Here is a 16,052-nt window from a genome sequence, read left to right on the forward strand (position 1 = left end):
TGCATTTTTCACACAAAACTTGCTCTGTATCAATGGTATCCTGATTAACATCATAACCAGATTCGCTGTTCCGCATGGCATATTTGCAAAGGATTGTGGTAAAAATGCCAGTCGTGGCCTGGCCGGGCGCGTGCGCCGCTGTCACGGATCTTTGATTGTCACTGACGCAACAACTTGGAGTAGTCGCAATGCAAAACACGGTACATTTCATCCTGCAGGGCAAGGGCGGCATCGGCAAGACCCTCGTCTCTACCCTGCTGGCCCAGTGGATAGGCGGCAAGGACGACACGCCTTTGCGCTGTTATGACACCGATCAGGAAAACGCCACGTTCTCGCGCTACAAGGCGATGAACGTCAAGCATGTGCCCGTGATGACGGATGCGCGCAACATCGACCCGAAACGCTTCGACGCGCTGATGATCGACATTCTCGAAACGGACGGCAACTGCGTGATCGACAATGGCGCGAACACGTTTTCGCCGCTGATGGGCTACCTGCTGGAAAACGATTGTTTTTCGCTGCTGGAAGAATCGGGCCGCAAGGTCTATATCCACACCATCGTCGGCGGCGGCGACACCCTGCACGACACGGCCACGGGTTTTGTGGCGACAGCCCAATCGACGAAGGTGCCGCTGGTGCTGTGGCAAAACGAACATTTCGGCCTGCTGCAATCGGCGTCCGGCAAGCAGTTTATCGAATCGCAGTCGTACGCCGACAACCGCGTGCGCGTGAAAGGCAGCATTACCTTGAGCCAGCGCAATCCCGACACCTTCGGCGCGGACGTCAAGAAGATGAACACGGCGCGCCTGACGATGCAGGAAGTGCTGCAGAACGACAAGTTCAACATCATGGAAAAGCAGCGCATCAAGGTCGTCTACCGCGACATCTTCGAACAGCTCGACAAGGTGCAGTGGTAGATGGACCAGCACAAACTGCGCAGCCACGTATTCGACAAGACGGGCATCAAGATCGACGTCGATGACCCGATATTCGCCCTCGTGGCGCTGAACGAAGCCGTGCTGGCGGAAACCGTCGAGCGCCAGCTGGCCTTGCTGGACGCCGCCACGCAAGCGCTGGCGGCGCAGGCGCGCGCGGCGGGCGGCTTGCCTGCACTGCCGCCAGCCGCCCTGGCCGGCCCTGCCGATAATGCGACGGCGCCAACCGTCGGCTTCACGCCGCGCGAATGGCGCCTGCTGGGCGCCGCGGCCATCGTCTCCATTGCCAGCGCGCTGCTGGTGCTGGGCGGCGCGGCCCTGCTGTATAGACTGTAGCACCGACCGTAGCACTGAACGTAGCACCGTCGCGCTGCGCCAGCCACGAGCGAGCAGCAGCGTCTTCTCCACCTATCCCTGGAAGCATGCATGAAACCGATCAAACTGCTGGCCCTCCCCGCTCTGCTGCTGTCGCTGTACGGCGCCCCACTCACTCTCGCCCACGCCGCCGATGCGGCCGCGACGGCGCCCCTGGGCGCGACGGCCGTGCCGCACATCGCCTATGAAAAATACACCTTGCCCAACGGCCTGGACGTCATTCTCGTGGAAGACCATAAATTGCCCGTCACGGCCGTCAATATCTGGTACCACGTGGGTCCCGCGAATGAAGCGCCGGGGCTGACGGGCTTTGCCCACCTGTTCGAGCACATGATGTTTGCCGCCACCAAGCACGTGCCGCGCGGCATGGCCGACCAGTTGCTCGAAGGCGCGGGCGCCACCGACTCGAACGGCAGCACGGATTTCGACCGCACCAATTATTTCGACACGGTACCGTCGAACCAGCTGGAACTGGCCCTGTGGACGCACTCCGACCGCATGGGCTACCTGCTTGACGTGCTCGATCAGACGGCGCTGACGAACCAGCAGGACGTGGTGCGCAACGAGCGCCGCCAGAGCGTGGAGAATGCGCCCTACGGCATCGTGCAGGAAGCCCTGTACCACCAGCTGTTTCCCAAGACCCACCCGTATTACGCCAGCGTCATCGGTTCGCACGCGGATATCCAGAACGCGAAACTGGCCGACATCAAGGAATTCTTCACCAAATACTATGGCCCCAACAACGCCAGCCTGGTGATCGCCGGCGATATCGACAAGACGAAGACCAAGGAACTGGTCAACAAGTATTTTGGCAGCTTTAAGAGCGGCCCGGCCGTGCCGAAACCGAATGTGGTGACGCCGCCCATCACGCAGGAACGCCGCATCGTGGTGCAGGACCGGGTGGAATTGCCGCGCGTCTTCATGGCCTGGCTGACGCCGTCCGCCTACACCAGGGATGACGCGGAACTGTCAATGGCGGCGCACATCCTGGCCGGCGGCAAGTCCAGCCGCCTGTACAAGTCCCTCGTGTACGACAAGCAGATCGCCCAGGATGTCGGCGCCAGCCAGGGCTCGAATGCCCTCACCTCCATCTTCACCATCGACGCGACGGCGCGCCCGGGCCACAAGCCCGAGGAAATCGAACAAGCCTTGCAGGCGGAGCTGGAGCAATTGCGCGCCAAGGGCCCCACCGAGAAGGAACTGGAGCGGGCGCGCAACAGCATTGAGACCACCATGCTGAGCCAGGTGGAAAAAATGGGCGGACGCGGCGTGGCTAACTTGCTCAACGAATACAACCAGTACCTGGGCGACCCCGGCTACCTGGCCAAGGATATCGAGCGCTACCGCCAGGTGACGGCCGCCGGCGTGCAGCGCGCCGTCGACCAGTACCTGAAAAACCAGTCGCGCGTCGTCGTCTACGGCGTGCCGGGCAAGCCGGACCTGGGCGCGGAAGTGCCGACGCCGGCGCCGGGCAAGGTCAAGCCTGCGCCAGGCACGGCCATCAATGCGGACGAACCATGGCGCAATGCCGTGCCGAAGGCCGGTCCCGCACCGAAGATTGTTTTACCGCAAGGAAAATCGTTCACCCTGGCGAACGGTTTGACCGTGATCCACCATTACAACGGGGCCGTGCCGCTCGTTTCCAGCCAGCTGGTCATCAAAAGCGGCTCGGGCGCCAATCCGCTGGCGCAGCCTGGTTTGTCGAGCTTTACGGCGCAGTTGCTGCAGGAAGGCACGGCCACGCGCAGCGCACCGCAGATCGCCGACGATGTGGCGCAGCTGGGCGCCCTGCTGAGCACCGGTTCCAACACGGATGCCTCGTTTGCCCAGCTGACGTCGCTCAAAGCCACCTTCCCGCAAGCGCTCGACGTGCTGGCCGACGTGGTGCTGCACCCGCAATTCCCGCAAGCGGAAGTCGAGCGCCAGCGCGCCAGCCGCATCGGACAACTGGCGCAGCAGCGCGAAAACGCGGGAGCCGTGGCCGCCCGCGTGGAAGCGACGGCCCTGTATGGCCCGCAGCATCCCTACGGCTACATCCAGCTGGGCACGGAAGCGGCGCTGAAGGCGGCCAGCCGCGCCGACCTGCAAGGTTTCTGGCAGCAGCATTACCTGCCGAACAATGCGGCCCTGATCGTCTCGGGCGATATCGGCGAGGCGGAATTGAAGGCACTGGCCGAAGCGAAGTTCGGCAGCTGGAAGGCAGGCACGGTGGCGCAGTCCGTGGCCGCCGCGCCGCAGACGACGCAGGCAAAATTGATTATGGTCGACAAGCCGGGCGCGCCGCAAACGGCCGTGCGCCTGTCCGCCATCGCCGTGCCGCGCGCCACGCCCGATTACGCGCCGCTGCAAGTGATGAACGCGGCCCTGGGCGGCTTGTTTACCAGCCGCCTGAACACCAATTTGCGCGAAGAGAAGGGCTACACGTATGGCGTGCGTTCGCAATTCCAGTACCGCAATCAGCCTGGACCATTCTCGATTGCCGCCAGCGTGCGCACCGATGTGACGGGCCCGGCCGTATCGGAAACCGTCAAGGAGATCCGCGCCATGATCGCCAAGTCCTTGAGCAGCAAGGAACTGGCGAATGCGCGCAACTCGCAGGTGCTGTCCTTGCCGGGCCAGTTCGACACGAATGCCAGCATCAGCGCCAGCATGGCGAACGCGTACATCTACGGCCTGGGCCTCGACTATTACACGACCCTGCCGCAGCGCTTTGCCAGCGTGACGGACAAGCAGGTGCAGCAGGTGGCGAAAAAATACCTGCAGCCGGAAAAGCTGATCGTCATCGGCGTGGGCGACAAGGCGAAGATCGCTCCGCAATTGTCCAAGCTGAAACTGGCGCCGGTGGAACTGCGCGACGCGGAGGGTAACGTCAAATAAGGCTAGCGGCGCTTGAACAGCGCCAGCTTGTCGATGATCGCCGCCACGGCCACGCCGGCCGTGTAGGCGATCAAATCACCCCAGCCGAAGGCGGAACCCAGTACCAGGTGCCCCAGCGGATGCGCGCGCAGCGCGACGAGCCACGGCGCCTGGACCAGCTGGCCGAATTCCACGGCAAAGCAGATCAGCAAGGACCACGATGCCAGTTGCCAGGTACGCATGCGCGTGGCGATGATGCCCAGCGCAAAGACGATCATCATGGCCCACAGGGCGTCGCCCGGATACTTGCCGAGCGCGGCGGGGACGAATTGGGGATAGGCGCGCGAGGCCAGGCCCAGCGCGATAACAGCCACGGTTGCGCCCACCTGCAGCAGGCGGCGGCGTTCAGGTTTTACCAGGAACATATTTCCATTCAAAGGCACAATACGGGCCGAACCATTGCGGCCCGTCCGATATTGTACTGCGCGGCCGTGTCCGCCTGCAGCCTAATGCGCCTGGACACGCTCAGCCCAGGTCGACATTCTGCGCCAGGAAATCAAGCAAGACGCGCACGCGCAGCGGCACATGCCCACCTTGCCCCACGAACACGGCATGCACTTCTTCGCTGTCGCCGGGGTTGCAGTCTTCCAGCAGCGCCAGCAGACGGCCGGCCGCGATATCGGCCCGCACCTGGAAGGCAGCCAGGCGCGCCAGTCCCAAGCCCGCCAGCGCCAGTTGCCGCAAGGCTTCGCCATCGCTCGCCTGCGCATTGCCCGTGACCGGCACGACGATGTCGCCTTCGGGCAAGCGCAGCGGCCAGCCCGAGCGGGCGCGCGCGTAATTGGCATCGAGCAGATTGTGCGATGCCAGCTCGGCGGGCGTCAACGGCGAGCCGCGCCGCGCCAGGTAGGCTGGCGACGCCACGATCACCATGCGCGTCTGGCCCAGCTTGCGCGCCAGTAAGCTGGAACTTTTCAGGGGCCCGGCCCGCACGGCCACATCCGTGCGCTGCTCGAGGATATCGACCACTGCATCCGTGAGCTCGATGTCGAGCGTCACCTCCGGAAAGCGTTCCAGAAACAGCGGCGCCAGCGGCAACAAAAAATGCTGGCCGAACGGCACGTTCGCATTGACCCTGATCTTTCCGCGCGGCACATCCTGCACACCGGCGCAGCGCTCGGCCTCGTCCAGGGCCGCCAGCACGTGCCGGCCCCGTTCATACAGGCCGCAGCCCTCGGCCGTCAGTTGCAGCTGGCGCGTGGAGCGGTTCAACAGGCGCGCGCCCAGGCGCTCTTCCAGCCGCGAGACGAGCTTGCTGACGGCCGAGGGCGTCATGCCGCAGGCGCGCGCGGCGGCGGAAAAGCCGCCCAGTTCCACCACGCGCACAAACACTTCCAGCTCGCCGGAACGGTTCACTTCCAGTCTGGCCATTGTGAATTCAACTCATAAATGTTCTTCGATGAGATAGTCTAGTGCATAAATGGCTTTGCTTTCATCATGCGCACATTCCCCTTGATGAAGCGAACCGCCATGCAACGATTCTCCCTCCTCCCCGCCGCTCTGCTGAGCCTGGCACTCGGCACGAGCCCTGTCCAGGCCGCCAACGCCGATACCACCTGGCTGGCCAGCTGGACGGCCAGCCCGCAAGCCGTGTGGAACAGCGACTTCCTGTTCCCCAGCAATGTGCCCGCCGTGCTGCACGGACACACCGTGCGCCAGGTGGCGCGCCTCAGCGTGGGCGGCCCGCGCGTGCGCATCGTGCTGTCGAATGCGTATGGCAAGGTGCCGCTGCGCATCGGCACGGCCACCGTGGCCCTGGCCGCATCCGGCTCAGCCATCAAACCCGGCAGCCTGCGCACGCTCACGTTTTCCGGCCAACCCTCGGCCAGCGTGGCGCCGGGCGCACCGGTCATCAGCGACCCCGTCGACCTGTCCGTGCCGGACCTGGCCCGGCTGACGGTAAGCATCCATTTGCCGCAAGCCAGTCCCGTCTCCACGTTTCACTGGGATGGACGCGAGACGGCGTGGATCGCCCCGCATGACCAGACGCGGGCCGCGCGCATCGATGATGCACAAGCCGGCGTGCAGACCACCACGGCCCGCCTCTTACTCAGCGCCATCGAGGTGCAAGCGGCGCCGGGGACGCAAGCCGTGGCCATCCTTGGCGATTCGATTACCGATGGCGCCAGCGCCAGCCTGGGGATGGATGCGCGCTGGCCCGATTTCCTGGCCGAACGCCTGGCGCCGCAGGGCGTGGCCGTGATCAATGCGGGCATTTCCGGTGCGCGGCTGTTGTCCGATGGAATGGGAGTCAATGCCCTGGCGCGCTTCGAGCGCGACGTGCTGGCGCAACCGGGCGTGCGCTCGGTGGTCGTCTTGTTGGGGATCAATGACATCAGCTGGCCCGGCACGGCGTTTGCGCCACGGGAAAAACGGCCGACATTGGAGGAACTGAGCAGCGGCTACGTCCAGCTGGTGGCCCAGGCCCGCAGCCGCGGCGTGCGCGTGGTCGGCGCCACCCTGACGCCGTTCGCAGGCGCCCTGCCCGGCACGCCCCTGAGCGACTATTACCAGCCAGAAAAAGATGCGCTGCGCCAGCAACTGAATGCGTGGATACGCAACAGCGGCACGTTCGACGCCATACTCGACTTCGATGCCTGGGCGCGCGATCCCGCGCATCCGCTGCGCCTGCTGCCCGCCTACGACTCGGGCGACCACCTGCACCCGGGCGATGCGGGCAACCGGGCGCTGGCGGAAAGGATAGCCCTGCCGCTGCTATTGAATCAGTCGCCCAGGCCCGCGTACAAAGCCGTGCTCAAGTAACGCTCGCCGAACGACGGGATGATGGTGACAATGGTCTTGCCCGCGTTTTCCGGGCGGCGCGCCACTTGCAGGGCGGCCCACAGGGCGGCGCCCGACGAGATCCCGACCAACAAGCCTTCGTCGCTGGCGGCCAGGCGCGCCGTGGCAAACGCGTCGTCATTCTTGACGCAAATGATTTCGTCGTAGATGGCCGTGTTCAAAATCTGCGGCACGAAACCGGCGCCGATGCCCTGGATCGGGTGCGGCCCTTTCGTGCCTTTCGACAGCATCGGCGACGCTTCCGGTTCCACGGCGATCATTTGCAGGCCAGGCTTGCGTTCCTTCAACACTTCGCCGATGCCGGTAATCGTACCGCCCGTGCCCACGCCGGCGATGACGATGTCCACTTGTCCATCCGTATCGCGCCAGATTTCCTCCGCCGTCGTGGCGCGGTGGATGGCGGGGTTGGCGGGATTGTTGAATTGCTGCAGCATCAGGTAGCGCGGGTCGGCCGCCACCAGTTCCTCGGCCTTGCGGATGGCGCCCAGCATGCCTTCGCTGCCGGGTGTGAGCACCAGCTCGGCGCCATAGGCGCGCAACAGGATGCGCCGCTCGCGGCTCATGGTGTCGGGCATGACGAGGGTGCAGCGGTAGCCGCGCGCGGCGCAGACCATGGCCAGCGCGATGCCCGTGTTGCCGCTGGTGGGCTCGACGATGACGGTATCGGGATGAATCTTGCCTGCGGCTTCCGCGGCGACGATCATGGACAGGCCGATGCGGTCCTTGACGCTGTGCGCGGGATTATAGAATTCGAGTTTGGCCAGGATGGTGGCCACACTGCCGGCGGCGATGCGGTTGATGCGCACCAGGGGGGTGTTGCCGATCAGTTCAGTGACGTCGTTGGCGATGTTCATGGAAGGAGGCTCCGCTATTTCAAGAAACCCCAGTCTACCGCTTTTAGCGACGGCGCGAGCATGCGCCGCCGCCAAACTGAACAATTACTTAACGTCCAGCAATTCCACGTCGAAGATCAGTGCCGAGTTCGGCGGAATGTCGCCGTTGCCCGCGCCGCGCGGACCATAGGCCAGTTCGCCTGGAATGATCAGGGTGCGCTTGCCGCCCACTTTCATGCCGGCCACGCCCTGGTCCCAGCCCTTGATGACCATGCCCTTGCCGAGCGGGAAGTCAAACGGGCCACGGCCCACGGAGCTGTCGAACTTCTTGCCGCGCGAATCTTTCGCCAGGGGACGGTACAGCCAGCCCGTGTAATGCACGGTGACATTACTGCCAGCGGACGCTTCCTTGCCCGTGCCGACCTTGTTGTCGATCAGAATCAATTTATCGGCGACAGGGCCGGGGCTCAGCGAGACGGCGGAGGCGGGAACAGGCGCTGGCGCCTGTGCCTGCGCCAGCGACGCGGCGACGGAGCAGATCAGGGCAAACAAAACGGAGCTACGCGTCATGATGTATTCTTTCAGTGAGTTTCGGTGAGATCCCTGCACCTACGAACCTGGCAGGGAACGCCAATAATAGCAAACCGCCGCAACGATAGGAAAAACTTGTCGCCCGATACCCATTGCCCCCGCCTGTTTTACGCCCTGTGGCCCGATGCTGCCACGCGCGCGGCGCTGGCCGCCTGGCAGGCGCGCCTGGACGGCAAGCCCGTGCGCCCGGACAAGCTGCACCTGACCCTGGCTTTCCTGGGCCAGCGCCCGGCAAGCGAGCTGCCGGCCCTGCTGGACATCCTGGCGCACTTGCCGGCGCGTCCCATGCCCTTGCTGTTCGATCACGCCAGCCACTTCCCCAAGCTGGCGCTGGCCTGGGCCGCCCTGGCGCAGCCCTCTCCCGCCCTGCTGGACGTGCGCGCGGCCTGCATGCACGGCCTGATGGAGCAGGGGCTGGCGCCGCGCTTCGAGCACGACCGCTTTACGCCGCACGTGACACTGGCGCGCCAGGCGCCGCCACCGGCCAGCCAGGACTTCGCGCCCATCGCCTGGCAGGCGGACGAGCTGGTGCTGGTGGAATCGTTCAAAAGCAGCGGCGACTACCGCATCCTGGCCAGCAGGAAATTAACCTAGGCGGCGTCCGGCACTGGCATTGGCGCTGGCACTTCAGCAACTTTGTCCTGGCGCAAGCTTTTCAGCGCATGGGCGGCCGCCACCATGCCGAAGCTGGCCGTCACCACCACGCTGGAACCGAAGCCGGCACAGTTCAGGCCCGTGACGCCGGCGGGCGCGCCATCGATGGCGCACGCTTCCGCGCTCTCGGGTGTGCTCAACGGTTCCATGGAAAACACGGCGTCGACATTGAATTTGTTTTTCACGCCACGGGGGAAACCATATTCGGTGCGCAACAGTTTTCGCACACGCTTGAGCAGCGGTTCCTGTTCCGTTTTCGACAGGTCGCGCACGGCAATCAAGGTCGGGTCCGTCTGCCCGCCCGCGCTGCCGATGGTCAGCATGGAAATGTTGCGTGCGCGGCAATACGCGATCACGGCCGCTTTCGCCTTGGCATTGTCGATAGCATCGACGAGATAGTCGAAATCGCACCCACCCAGCAACTGGTCCAGATTATCAGGGGTAATAAAATCCTCGACCTGCGTGACCTGGCAAAACGGGTTGATCAGTTCGATGCGTTCGGCCAGGGCCGTGATCTTGGCCTTGCCGATGGTATCGCTCATGGCCTGGATCTGGCGGTTGATATTCGATTCGGCAACATTGTCCAGGTCGATCAGGGTCAGGCGGCCGACGGCGCTGCGCGCCAGCGCTTCGACGATCCAGGAACCGACGCCGCCCACGCCGATCACACACACATGCGCGGCGCGGAAGCGTGCCAACGCGGGGGCGCCGTACAGGCGGGCAATGCCGCCGAAGCGCCGCTCAAAATCGATCTCGGTCAAGTCCATGGAAATTAGTTCATTGGTGGAGGTATGCATGGCGCCATTTTAACGGACACTGCGCTGGCGGATATTCTAAAATAGCCGAATTGACACAGCGACAAGCTGCATTGTCGCCGCGCCCCCACACCGCCCACCACGAGAACACGCCATGACCTCTCCCCTGTTCGACTCCGTTCCCGGCTTTGACCAGCCCATCGCCGTGCTCAAGCATTGCCACGACAAGATCCGCAAGCAGTTGACGACCTTGCAAAACCTGCTGGGCCACCTGGGACAGAATGGCAACACGCCGGAAGCGCAGCAGGCGGCCAAGGCCGTGTTGCAATACTTTAATAAAGCCGCCCATCTGCACCATGACGATGAAGAGCAGGACTTGATGCCCATGCTGCAGGCGACGGCCACGGGCGAGGACGCCGCCTTGCTGGCCACCCTGGTGCCGGAAATCCTGGCCGACCACCAGCGCATGGACCAGGCCTGGCTGACCCTGCGCCCGGAACTGGACGCCATCGCGGCCGGCACGGACTCGCAGTTGTCGCATGATGGCGTGCGCGACTATGCCGCCGCCTACCAGGCCCATATGGCCAAGGAAGAGGGGCAACTGGCACCCATGGCCAAGCGCCTGTTCAGCGCGCAACAGATGGAACAGCTGGGCACGGCCATGCAGCGCCGCCGCGGCATCGCACCCGATGCGCCAGAAGCCGCAGTGCCGGACGCGGCCGCCGTGCTGGCGGCCATGCGTACCGATTACGTCCAGTCCAGCCTGAACGAGACGGATGTACTGGCCGATCCCATCGCCCAGTTCCAGAAATGGTTTGCCGAGGCTGTCAACGCGCAGGTGATGGAGCCGAACGCCATGGACTTGTCCACCGTCACTCCTGATGGCAAGCCCAGCTCGCGCATCGTACTGATCAAGCAGTTCGATGAACGGGGCTTTACCTGGTATACGAATTACCACAGCGACAAGGGCCAGCAGCTCGAGCACAATCCAAACGCCGCCCTGCTGTTCTTCTGGCGCGAGCTGGAGCGGCAAGTGCGCATCGAGGGCACGGTGGTGAAAACCACGGCGGCCGAGAGCGACGAGTATTTCAATGTACGTCCCGTGCAAAGCCGGCTGTCGGCGATTGCCTCACAGCAAAGTACACCGATCGCCAGCCGCGCCGAGCTGGAAAGCCATTACGCGGCCGTGGCCGCCGCCATCGGCGACGCGCAGCCGCCGCGTCCGGCCCATTGGGGCGGCTACCGCTTGCAGCCGGAACGCATCGAGTTCTGGCAGGGACGCCGTTCGCGCTTCCACGACCGCATCGTGTTTACGCGCGGTGCTGATGGGCAATGGAGCATGCAGCGTTTGCAACCCTGAGCAGGATAAGCAAGGCGGCGCAAAGCAAGCTGGTCAATATAGGTGTAGGCTATGAGGGTAGAAGTTACTAAATGACATTGTTTCTCAATTTGCGGCCCCAGCTGGGGTTGCTGCATTGGAGGCCATTTTGTTTGTACAAAACCAACTCAAGTCCTGGATCGCCAGCATCCGCAGCAAGACCGCCTTGCCGCTACGCATAGAATTGTGGAATGGCCAGCATGTCGACCTGTCCAGCGAAGCGCCCAGAGTCACCATCCGCCTGCCGACCGTCGCCTCGGCCCGCTATCTGCTGAACCCGTCGCTGGCCAACCTGGGCTCGGCGTACGTGGAAGGCAATATCGAGGTCAAGGGCACGGCGATGGACATGATTTCCATCTGCAATGCCCTGGCCCGCAATACCTTGAAGCCAGAAGGCAAGCTGGCGCGCATCGTGCGCAGCTTTACACATGACAAGAGCAAGGATGCCGAAGCCATCCGCTACCACTACGACGTGTCGAACGCGTTCTACGAACAGTTTCTCGACCCCGCCCTCGTGTATTCCTGCGCCTATTTCGAACACGGCGATGAAACCCTGGCGCAGGCGCAAGTCAAGAAGATCGACCATATCCTGAAAAAAATCCAGTTGCAGCCGGGCCAGACCCTGCTCGACATCGGCTGCGGCTGGGGGGCCCTCGTCATTCGTGCCGCACAACAATATGGCGCCCGCTGCGTGGGCGTGACCCTGTCGGAAAACCAGTACGCGCTGGCGCGCGAGCGCGTGGCGGCGGCCGGCCTGGCCCACCTGATCGACATCCGCCTGCAGGATTACCGCGACGTGACGGGCCAGTTCGACCGCATCACCAGCGTGGGCATGTTCGAGCACGTGGGTTTGAAACACTTGCCCGACTACTTTTCCATCATCAACAAGCTGCTGGCGCCCGATGGCATGGCGATGAACCACGGCATCACATCGACCGATCCTGACAATGGCGAAACGCCGTATGGCGGCGGGGAATTCATCGAAAAATATGTGTTTCCGCACGGCGAGCTGGCGCACATTGGCAATGTGCTCAAGACCATGCAGCAAGGGGGACTGGAAGTGCTGGACGTGGAAAACCTGCGGCGCCACTATGCGCGCACCTGCGCCCTGTGGACGGAGAATTTTGAAGCCCATGCCGAGCAGATCCGCCCGCTGGCGGGCGAACGGCGCTTCCGCATCTGGCATGTCTACCTGGCCGGCTGTGCCTATGCCTTCGAGCAAGATTTGATCAGCCTGTACCAGATCGTCTGCGTCAAGGCGGGCCGGCGCTCTTCCACCCTGCCCTGGTCGCGCAACTATATGTATGCGCAGGACGCCAAGCCGGCGCCCGTGCTCGCTGGCTGACAGGCACGCAGGGCATCACTTCAGGCGCCCCGCGTACATGGCGCGGAATTTCTCCACCTTGGGCACGACGACCAGGGCGCAATAGCCCTGCAAGGGATGCTGCTCGACATAATTCTGGTGGTAATCCTCGGCCGTATAAAAGGTGGCTGCCGGCGCCAGCTGCGTGACGATGGGCGCATCCCACACGCCGGCCATTTCGGCCAGTACCTTGCGCGCCACGCTTGCCTGCCCGGCCGATTGGTAATGGATGACGGAACGGTATTGCGTGCCGACATCGTTGCCCTGCCGATTCAGGGTGGTGGGATCGTGCAGCGTAAAAAAGATTTCCAGCAAGTCGTGGTAAGGGATGACGGCAGGATCGAATTCCAGCCGCACCACTTCCGCGTGGCCCGTATCGCCCGTGCAAATCTGTTCATACGTGGGGTTGGGCACGCTGCCGCCCGTGTAACCGGACTCGACGCGCGTCACGCCGCGCACTTCCGCGTACACGGCAGCGAGGCACCAAAAACAGCCACCGCCGAATACCGCCACTTCCGTATGCTCATTCATGATGCCCTCCTGCAACGCCTCTGCGACGTATCATTTCACCACTGTAACGTAAAGCGCCATGGCCTGCAGCGCCGCTTGAAACGGCGCGTGAAGCACCGCACATAGGGGCATGCTGGCCACGATTGCACTGGCGCGGCCGATTTTTGGCATAATGTCAGCAAATAGACAGGTCACCCATGAACACACGCTCTCCCCGCGCGCCAGCGCAAGAATTCGATACGACACATTTCCGTCAGGCACTGTCGCAGTTTGCCACCGGCGTGACGGTCATTACGACGCGCCTGGCCGATGGCAGTTTCCGGGGCTTGACGGCCAGTTCCTTCAATTCCGTCTCGCTGTCGCCGCCCCTGGTGCTATGGAGCCTCGGTTCCGTGGCGAACAGCATGCCCATTTTCAGCGGCAACTCGCACTACGTCATCAATGTGCTGGGCGCCGACCAGGCGGAACTGGCGCAGCGCTTTTCACGCCGCACGCCCAATCCCTTCGACGACGTGGAATACGAACTGTCGCGCACGGGCCAGCCCATCCTGAAAGGCGCATCGGCCTGGTTCGAATGCCATAACCGCAGCCGCTATCCGGAAGGCGACCACGTCATTTTCGTGGGTGAAGTGGAACAATGCGCGTTTGCCGCGCAGCCGCCCTTGATCTTCCACAATGGAAAGTTCAATACACCGCCAGCCTGAGCGGGACAAAAAAAAATCCGCCGAGGCGGATTTTTTGTTTTACAGGGTAAATTTGTACCCGATGCTGACACTCACCGCAACCGGGTCGAGCTTGATATCCTGCGTCTGCCCCGTCGAGAATTTCGCCCTGGTTTTCAGGTAGGTCTTGACCACGGCCACGTCGGCAAACCAGCGCTCATTGATGGACAAGGTGCTGCCGACCACCAGGCTGCCTGCCAGCTTGTTGTCCATGCGGTAGGTCACTGGTTTCCCACCCGGATCCAGCAAGGCCGTCATCTGGCCCGAGCCTTTTTCCTTTTGGAAATATGCATACGTCAAGCCCGCGCCCACGTAAGGGCGGATCATCGCATTCGGCTGGAAGAAACGGTACTGGATGAAGGCCGTCGGCGGCAAGGCTTCCGCCGTCCCCAGCTTGCCCGTGCCCTTGATGGAACCGTCACCGATCAAGTCATGCTTGTACGGCACGCCCAGGATCATTTCAGCGGAAACATTGTCCGTGATCATGTAGGCAAAGGTCAGGATGGGCTTGGTATCCGCCTTGACGTCAGCCTTGGTGCCCGGCAGTGCCGGCGCGGAAATGTCGCCACTGTCCACGTGCGGCGTGATCTTGTTGAGGCCAGCCTTGGCCATCCAGGTGCCTGCGCTTTGCGCCGAAGCGCCCGTCGCCATGGCCATCGCGGCTGCCGCGGCCAGCACGCGTACAGCGGTATTCAAACGATTCTTCATCTTGTCTCCTGATTCAATATGTGCGAAGTGTTCCGCTTTCGAGTCTTGTCGCTGCCGGCACCGGCCGCGCCTCCCAGGCACAGCCGGTGCGGCCATCCCTTACAGCCAGCCCCGCACGACCATGTCCTTGGCCACATAACGGGCCAGCAACAGGTTGTTGAACGGCGTAGGGTGCACATCGTCGGCATACGAGTAGTGGCTGACGTCGCCCGCTTTCAGGTTCGAGCCATTGCAGACCAGCGAGCTGCCCAGGATATTGCCCGGCGCGCTCAGGTCGCATGCCGTCTCGCTGACGTTGGTCAATCCATACGGGCCAGGATTGGTGCCCTGGTCATGGCTGACGGCAAACACGTCGACCAGCAAGACTTTCGCATTGCCGTTCAAGCCGGCGCTCAGTTCGCCATTGAAGGCGCTGACCATGGCATTGATGAGCGCCTTGGTGTTGGCATCCTTGCTCAAGCCCGATGGCGTACCGGCCACGTCCGGCAGGTTGTTGACCACCACATAGTTGGCGCCCTTGGCAATGACCTGGTCCTTGACCAGCGCCACCAGTTCGCTACCAGCCTGTTTCATGGCGGCAACCAGCAAAGGCCCCTGAGCCGCAGCGTAATCGGCGCCAGCCTTGGCGCCGGCAGCATTGCCCGTCACCGTCGCATCGGCTTGCGCCTTGGCGACCAGCGGACCATATACGGCAGGCGAAGCGACGGCCGTATTACCGGCAATGACAGCAGCTTGCACGGCGGCGGCCACGACGGTTGTGGGTGTGGAGCCAGTCGCCATGCTGGCCGTCTTGACGGCGGCGCCGATGGCAGCCGCTGCCGTGGCAGGGTTGGTGGCGCCGGCCGCCAGGGCCATGGTCAGGTTGGTGGCGAAGGCCTGGGCGCCAGCGGCCGCGCCAGCAGCCTGGCCAGCGGCAGTCGCGCCCGTTTGCAATGCGCCCAGCTGATACAGCACGTCATTGCCGCCTGCCATCACGAAAACGGCTTCCGTGCCGCTGAACTTGCCGCCGGAAACAGCCAGGTGGTTCGCGATCTGCGTCACCACGGGCACGGTCAGGGCGCCCAGCGGACTGCCCGTCGCCTTGTTATTCGGGCCAACCGGATTGGTCACGCGCGAACCACCCATGGCGTAGCCGAAACAGCCTGCATGCTTGACGCGGGCAACGGCCAAGCCCTGCGCCGCATTGCCTTCCAACCCAGTCTCGGCAGCACATGGCGCGGCCAGGCCGAATTGCGCGGCCAGGTGCTCGGTCCAGTTCTTGCCCGTCAGTTCAGGATTGATCTTGGTATTGTCGCCATTGATGGTGAACTTGCCGCCACCTTTCGCCGCCACCGTACCCACGGCATACGAGCCGACGTCGGACAGGCTGTCGCCGAACGACACCTGCGCCGTGTATTTGACTTTCAAGGTTTGATCACCGCCACTGGCACCGCCGCAACCTGCCAGGACAGCCGCAGCCAGCACGGCCAGCGCGAATTTTGTTTGATGCATTTTGTCTCCTCGGTCTTTT

At 63.3% G+C, this 16,052-nt stretch carries 16 protein-coding genes; 8 read left to right on the top strand and 8 right to left on the bottom strand.

Annotation, left to right across the window (positions count from 1 at the left end):
* Nucleotides 1-188: 188 nt before the first annotated feature.
* The 3 genes from U0004_RS26915 (at nt 189) to U0004_RS26925 (ending at nt 4,187) form a co-directional block, all read left to right on the top strand.
* Nucleotides 189-917 carry a P-loop NTPase family protein gene (locus U0004_RS26915; protein ID WP_034780566.1) on the top strand — a complete coding sequence of 243 codons (729 nt, stop codon included), beginning with the start codon at nt 189-191 and terminating at the stop codon, nt 915-917.
* Nucleotides 918-1,271 (top strand): hypothetical protein, encoded by a 354-nt coding sequence (locus U0004_RS26920; protein ID WP_070254636.1) that lies wholly within the window; start codon nt 918-920, stop codon nt 1,269-1,271.
* 90 nt (nt 1,272-1,361) lie between these two features.
* A complete protein-coding gene (locus U0004_RS26925) occupies nt 1,362-4,187 on the top strand; it encodes a M16 family metallopeptidase (RefSeq protein WP_070254637.1) in 2,826 nt (941 codons plus the stop codon).
* 2 nt (nt 4,188-4,189) lie between these two features.
* Here the strand turns inward: U0004_RS26925 and U0004_RS26930 are convergent, their stop codons facing one another.
* Together U0004_RS26930 and U0004_RS26935 are read right to left on the bottom strand one after the other, a co-directional pair.
* Nucleotides 4,190-4,591 carry a ribosomal maturation YjgA family protein gene (locus U0004_RS26930; RefSeq protein WP_052140015.1) on the bottom strand — a complete coding sequence of 134 codons (402 nt, stop codon included), beginning with the start codon at nt 4,589-4,591 and terminating at the stop codon, nt 4,190-4,192.
* Between the two features lie 100 nt (nt 4,592-4,691).
* The gene (locus tag U0004_RS26935; protein WP_070254638.1) at nt 4,692-5,597 is read right to left on the bottom strand and encodes a LysR family transcriptional regulator; all 906 of its coding nucleotides are present in this window, start codon (nt 5,595-5,597) and stop codon (nt 4,692-4,694) included.
* A 99-nt stretch (nt 5,598-5,696) separates the two neighbouring features.
* Here U0004_RS26935 and U0004_RS26940 point away from each other — a divergent pair, with 99 nt between their 5' ends.
* Nucleotides 5,697-6,989, top strand: coding sequence for an SGNH/GDSL hydrolase family protein (locus U0004_RS26940; protein WP_231958493.1), 1,293 nt, complete (start codon nt 5,697-5,699; stop codon nt 6,987-6,989).
* Here the strand turns inward: U0004_RS26940 and cysK are convergent.
* A complete protein-coding gene (cysK, locus tag U0004_RS26945; RefSeq protein ID WP_034780574.1) occupies nt 6,950-7,882 on the bottom strand; it encodes a cysteine synthase A in 933 nt (310 codons plus the stop codon). The two genes, U0004_RS26940 and cysK, sit on opposite strands and share 40 nt — an antisense overlap.
* A gap of 84 nt (nt 7,883-7,966) precedes the next feature.
* Complete coding sequence (locus U0004_RS26950; RefSeq protein WP_034780576.1) at nt 7,967-8,431, bottom strand: FKBP-type peptidyl-prolyl cis-trans isomerase; 465 nt, start codon at nt 8,429-8,431, stop codon at nt 7,967-7,969.
* Nucleotides 8,432-8,527: 96 nt separating this feature from the next.
* Between U0004_RS26950 and thpR the strand changes: the two genes are divergently transcribed.
* The gene (gene thpR / locus U0004_RS26955) at nt 8,528-9,046 is read left to right on the top strand and encodes an RNA 2',3'-cyclic phosphodiesterase (RefSeq protein ID WP_070254640.1); all 519 of its coding nucleotides are present in this window, start codon (nt 8,528-8,530) and stop codon (nt 9,044-9,046) included.
* On the opposite strand, the gene U0004_RS26960 is transcribed toward thpR, so the two are convergent.
* The gene (locus U0004_RS26960; RefSeq protein WP_070254641.1) at nt 9,043-9,903 is read right to left on the bottom strand and encodes a tRNA threonylcarbamoyladenosine dehydratase; all 861 of its coding nucleotides are present in this window, start codon (nt 9,901-9,903) and stop codon (nt 9,043-9,045) included. The genes thpR and U0004_RS26960 overlap by 4 nt on opposite strands.
* A 112-nt stretch (nt 9,904-10,015) precedes the next feature.
* Between U0004_RS26960 and pdxH the strand changes: the two genes are divergently transcribed.
* Together pdxH and U0004_RS26970 are read left to right on the top strand one after the other, a co-directional pair.
* Nucleotides 10,016-11,221, top strand: coding sequence for a pyridoxamine 5'-phosphate oxidase (pdxH, locus tag U0004_RS26965; protein ID WP_071653644.1), 1,206 nt, complete (start codon nt 10,016-10,018; stop codon nt 11,219-11,221).
* 127 nt (nt 11,222-11,348) lie between these two features.
* Entirely contained in the window at nt 11,349-12,584 is a 1,236-nt protein-coding gene (locus tag U0004_RS26970; RefSeq protein WP_070254844.1) for an SAM-dependent methyltransferase, read from the top strand.
* A 15-nt stretch (nt 12,585-12,599) separates the two neighbouring features.
* Here the strand turns inward: U0004_RS26970 and msrA are convergent, their stop codons facing one another.
* Nucleotides 12,600-13,133, bottom strand: coding sequence for a peptide-methionine (S)-S-oxide reductase MsrA (msrA, locus tag U0004_RS26975; RefSeq protein WP_070254846.1), 534 nt, complete (start codon nt 13,131-13,133; stop codon nt 12,600-12,602).
* A 176-nt stretch (nt 13,134-13,309) separates the two neighbouring features.
* Here msrA and U0004_RS26980 point away from each other — a divergent pair, with 176 nt between their 5' ends.
* A complete protein-coding gene (locus tag U0004_RS26980) occupies nt 13,310-13,816 on the top strand; it encodes a flavin reductase family protein (protein ID WP_034780584.1) in 507 nt (168 codons plus the stop codon).
* 39 nt (nt 13,817-13,855) lie between these two features.
* Here the strand turns inward: U0004_RS26980 and U0004_RS26985 are convergent, their stop codons facing one another.
* Complete coding sequence (locus U0004_RS26985) at nt 13,856-14,542, bottom strand: OmpW/AlkL family protein (protein WP_070254642.1); 687 nt, start codon at nt 14,540-14,542, stop codon at nt 13,856-13,858.
* Nucleotides 14,543-14,641: 99 nt separating this feature from the next.
* Nucleotides 14,642-16,033: an SGNH/GDSL hydrolase family protein gene (locus U0004_RS26990; RefSeq protein WP_070254643.1), complete on the bottom strand. Its 1,392-nt coding sequence runs from the start codon at nt 16,031-16,033 to the stop codon at nt 14,642-14,644.
* Nucleotides 16,034-16,052 lie beyond the last annotated feature (19 nt).

This window comes from Janthinobacterium lividum, assembly GCF_034424625.1.
Classification (GTDB): Bacteria; Pseudomonadota; Gammaproteobacteria; order Burkholderiales; family Burkholderiaceae_D; genus Janthinobacterium; species Janthinobacterium lividum.

Bases quoted from the DNA above. Each gene is read 5' to 3' on its own strand.
- U0004_RS26915 (WP_034780566.1), top strand. From the start codon at position 189: ATGCAAAACACGGTACATTTCATCCTGCAGGGCAAGGGCGGCATCGGC.
- U0004_RS26920 (WP_070254636.1), top strand. From the start codon at position 918: ATGGACCAGCACAAACTGCGCAGCCACGTATTCGACAAGACGGGCATC.
- U0004_RS26925 (WP_070254637.1), top strand. From the start codon at position 1,362: ATGAAACCGATCAAACTGCTGGCCCTCCCCGCTCTGCTGCTGTCGCTG.
- U0004_RS26930 (WP_052140015.1), bottom strand. From the start codon at position 4,591: ATGTTCCTGGTAAAACCTGAACGCCGCCGCCTGCTGCAGGTGGGCGCA.
- U0004_RS26935 (WP_070254638.1), bottom strand. From the start codon at position 5,597: ATGGCCAGACTGGAAGTGAACCGTTCCGGCGAGCTGGAAGTGTTTGTG.
- U0004_RS26940 (WP_231958493.1), top strand. From the start codon at position 5,697: ATGCAACGATTCTCCCTCCTCCCCGCCGCTCTGCTGAGCCTGGCACTC.
- cysK (WP_034780574.1), bottom strand. From the start codon at position 7,882: ATGAACATCGCCAACGACGTCACTGAACTGATCGGCAACACCCCCCTG.
- U0004_RS26950 (WP_034780576.1), bottom strand. From the start codon at position 8,431: ATGACGCGTAGCTCCGTTTTGTTTGCCCTGATCTGCTCCGTCGCCGCG.
- U0004_RS26960 (WP_070254641.1), bottom strand. From the start codon at position 9,903: ATGCATACCTCCACCAATGAACTAATTTCCATGGACTTGACCGAGATC.
- pdxH (WP_071653644.1), top strand. From the start codon at position 10,016: ATGACCTCTCCCCTGTTCGACTCCGTTCCCGGCTTTGACCAGCCCATC.
- msrA (WP_070254846.1), bottom strand. From the start codon at position 13,133: ATGAATGAGCATACGGAAGTGGCGGTATTCGGCGGTGGCTGTTTTTGG.
- U0004_RS26980 (WP_034780584.1), top strand. From the start codon at position 13,310: ATGAACACACGCTCTCCCCGCGCGCCAGCGCAAGAATTCGATACGACA.
- U0004_RS26985 (WP_070254642.1), bottom strand. From the start codon at position 14,542: ATGAAGAATCGTTTGAATACCGCTGTACGCGTGCTGGCCGCGGCAGCC.
- U0004_RS26990 (WP_070254643.1), bottom strand. From the start codon at position 16,033: ATGCATCAAACAAAATTCGCGCTGGCCGTGCTGGCTGCGGCTGTCCTG.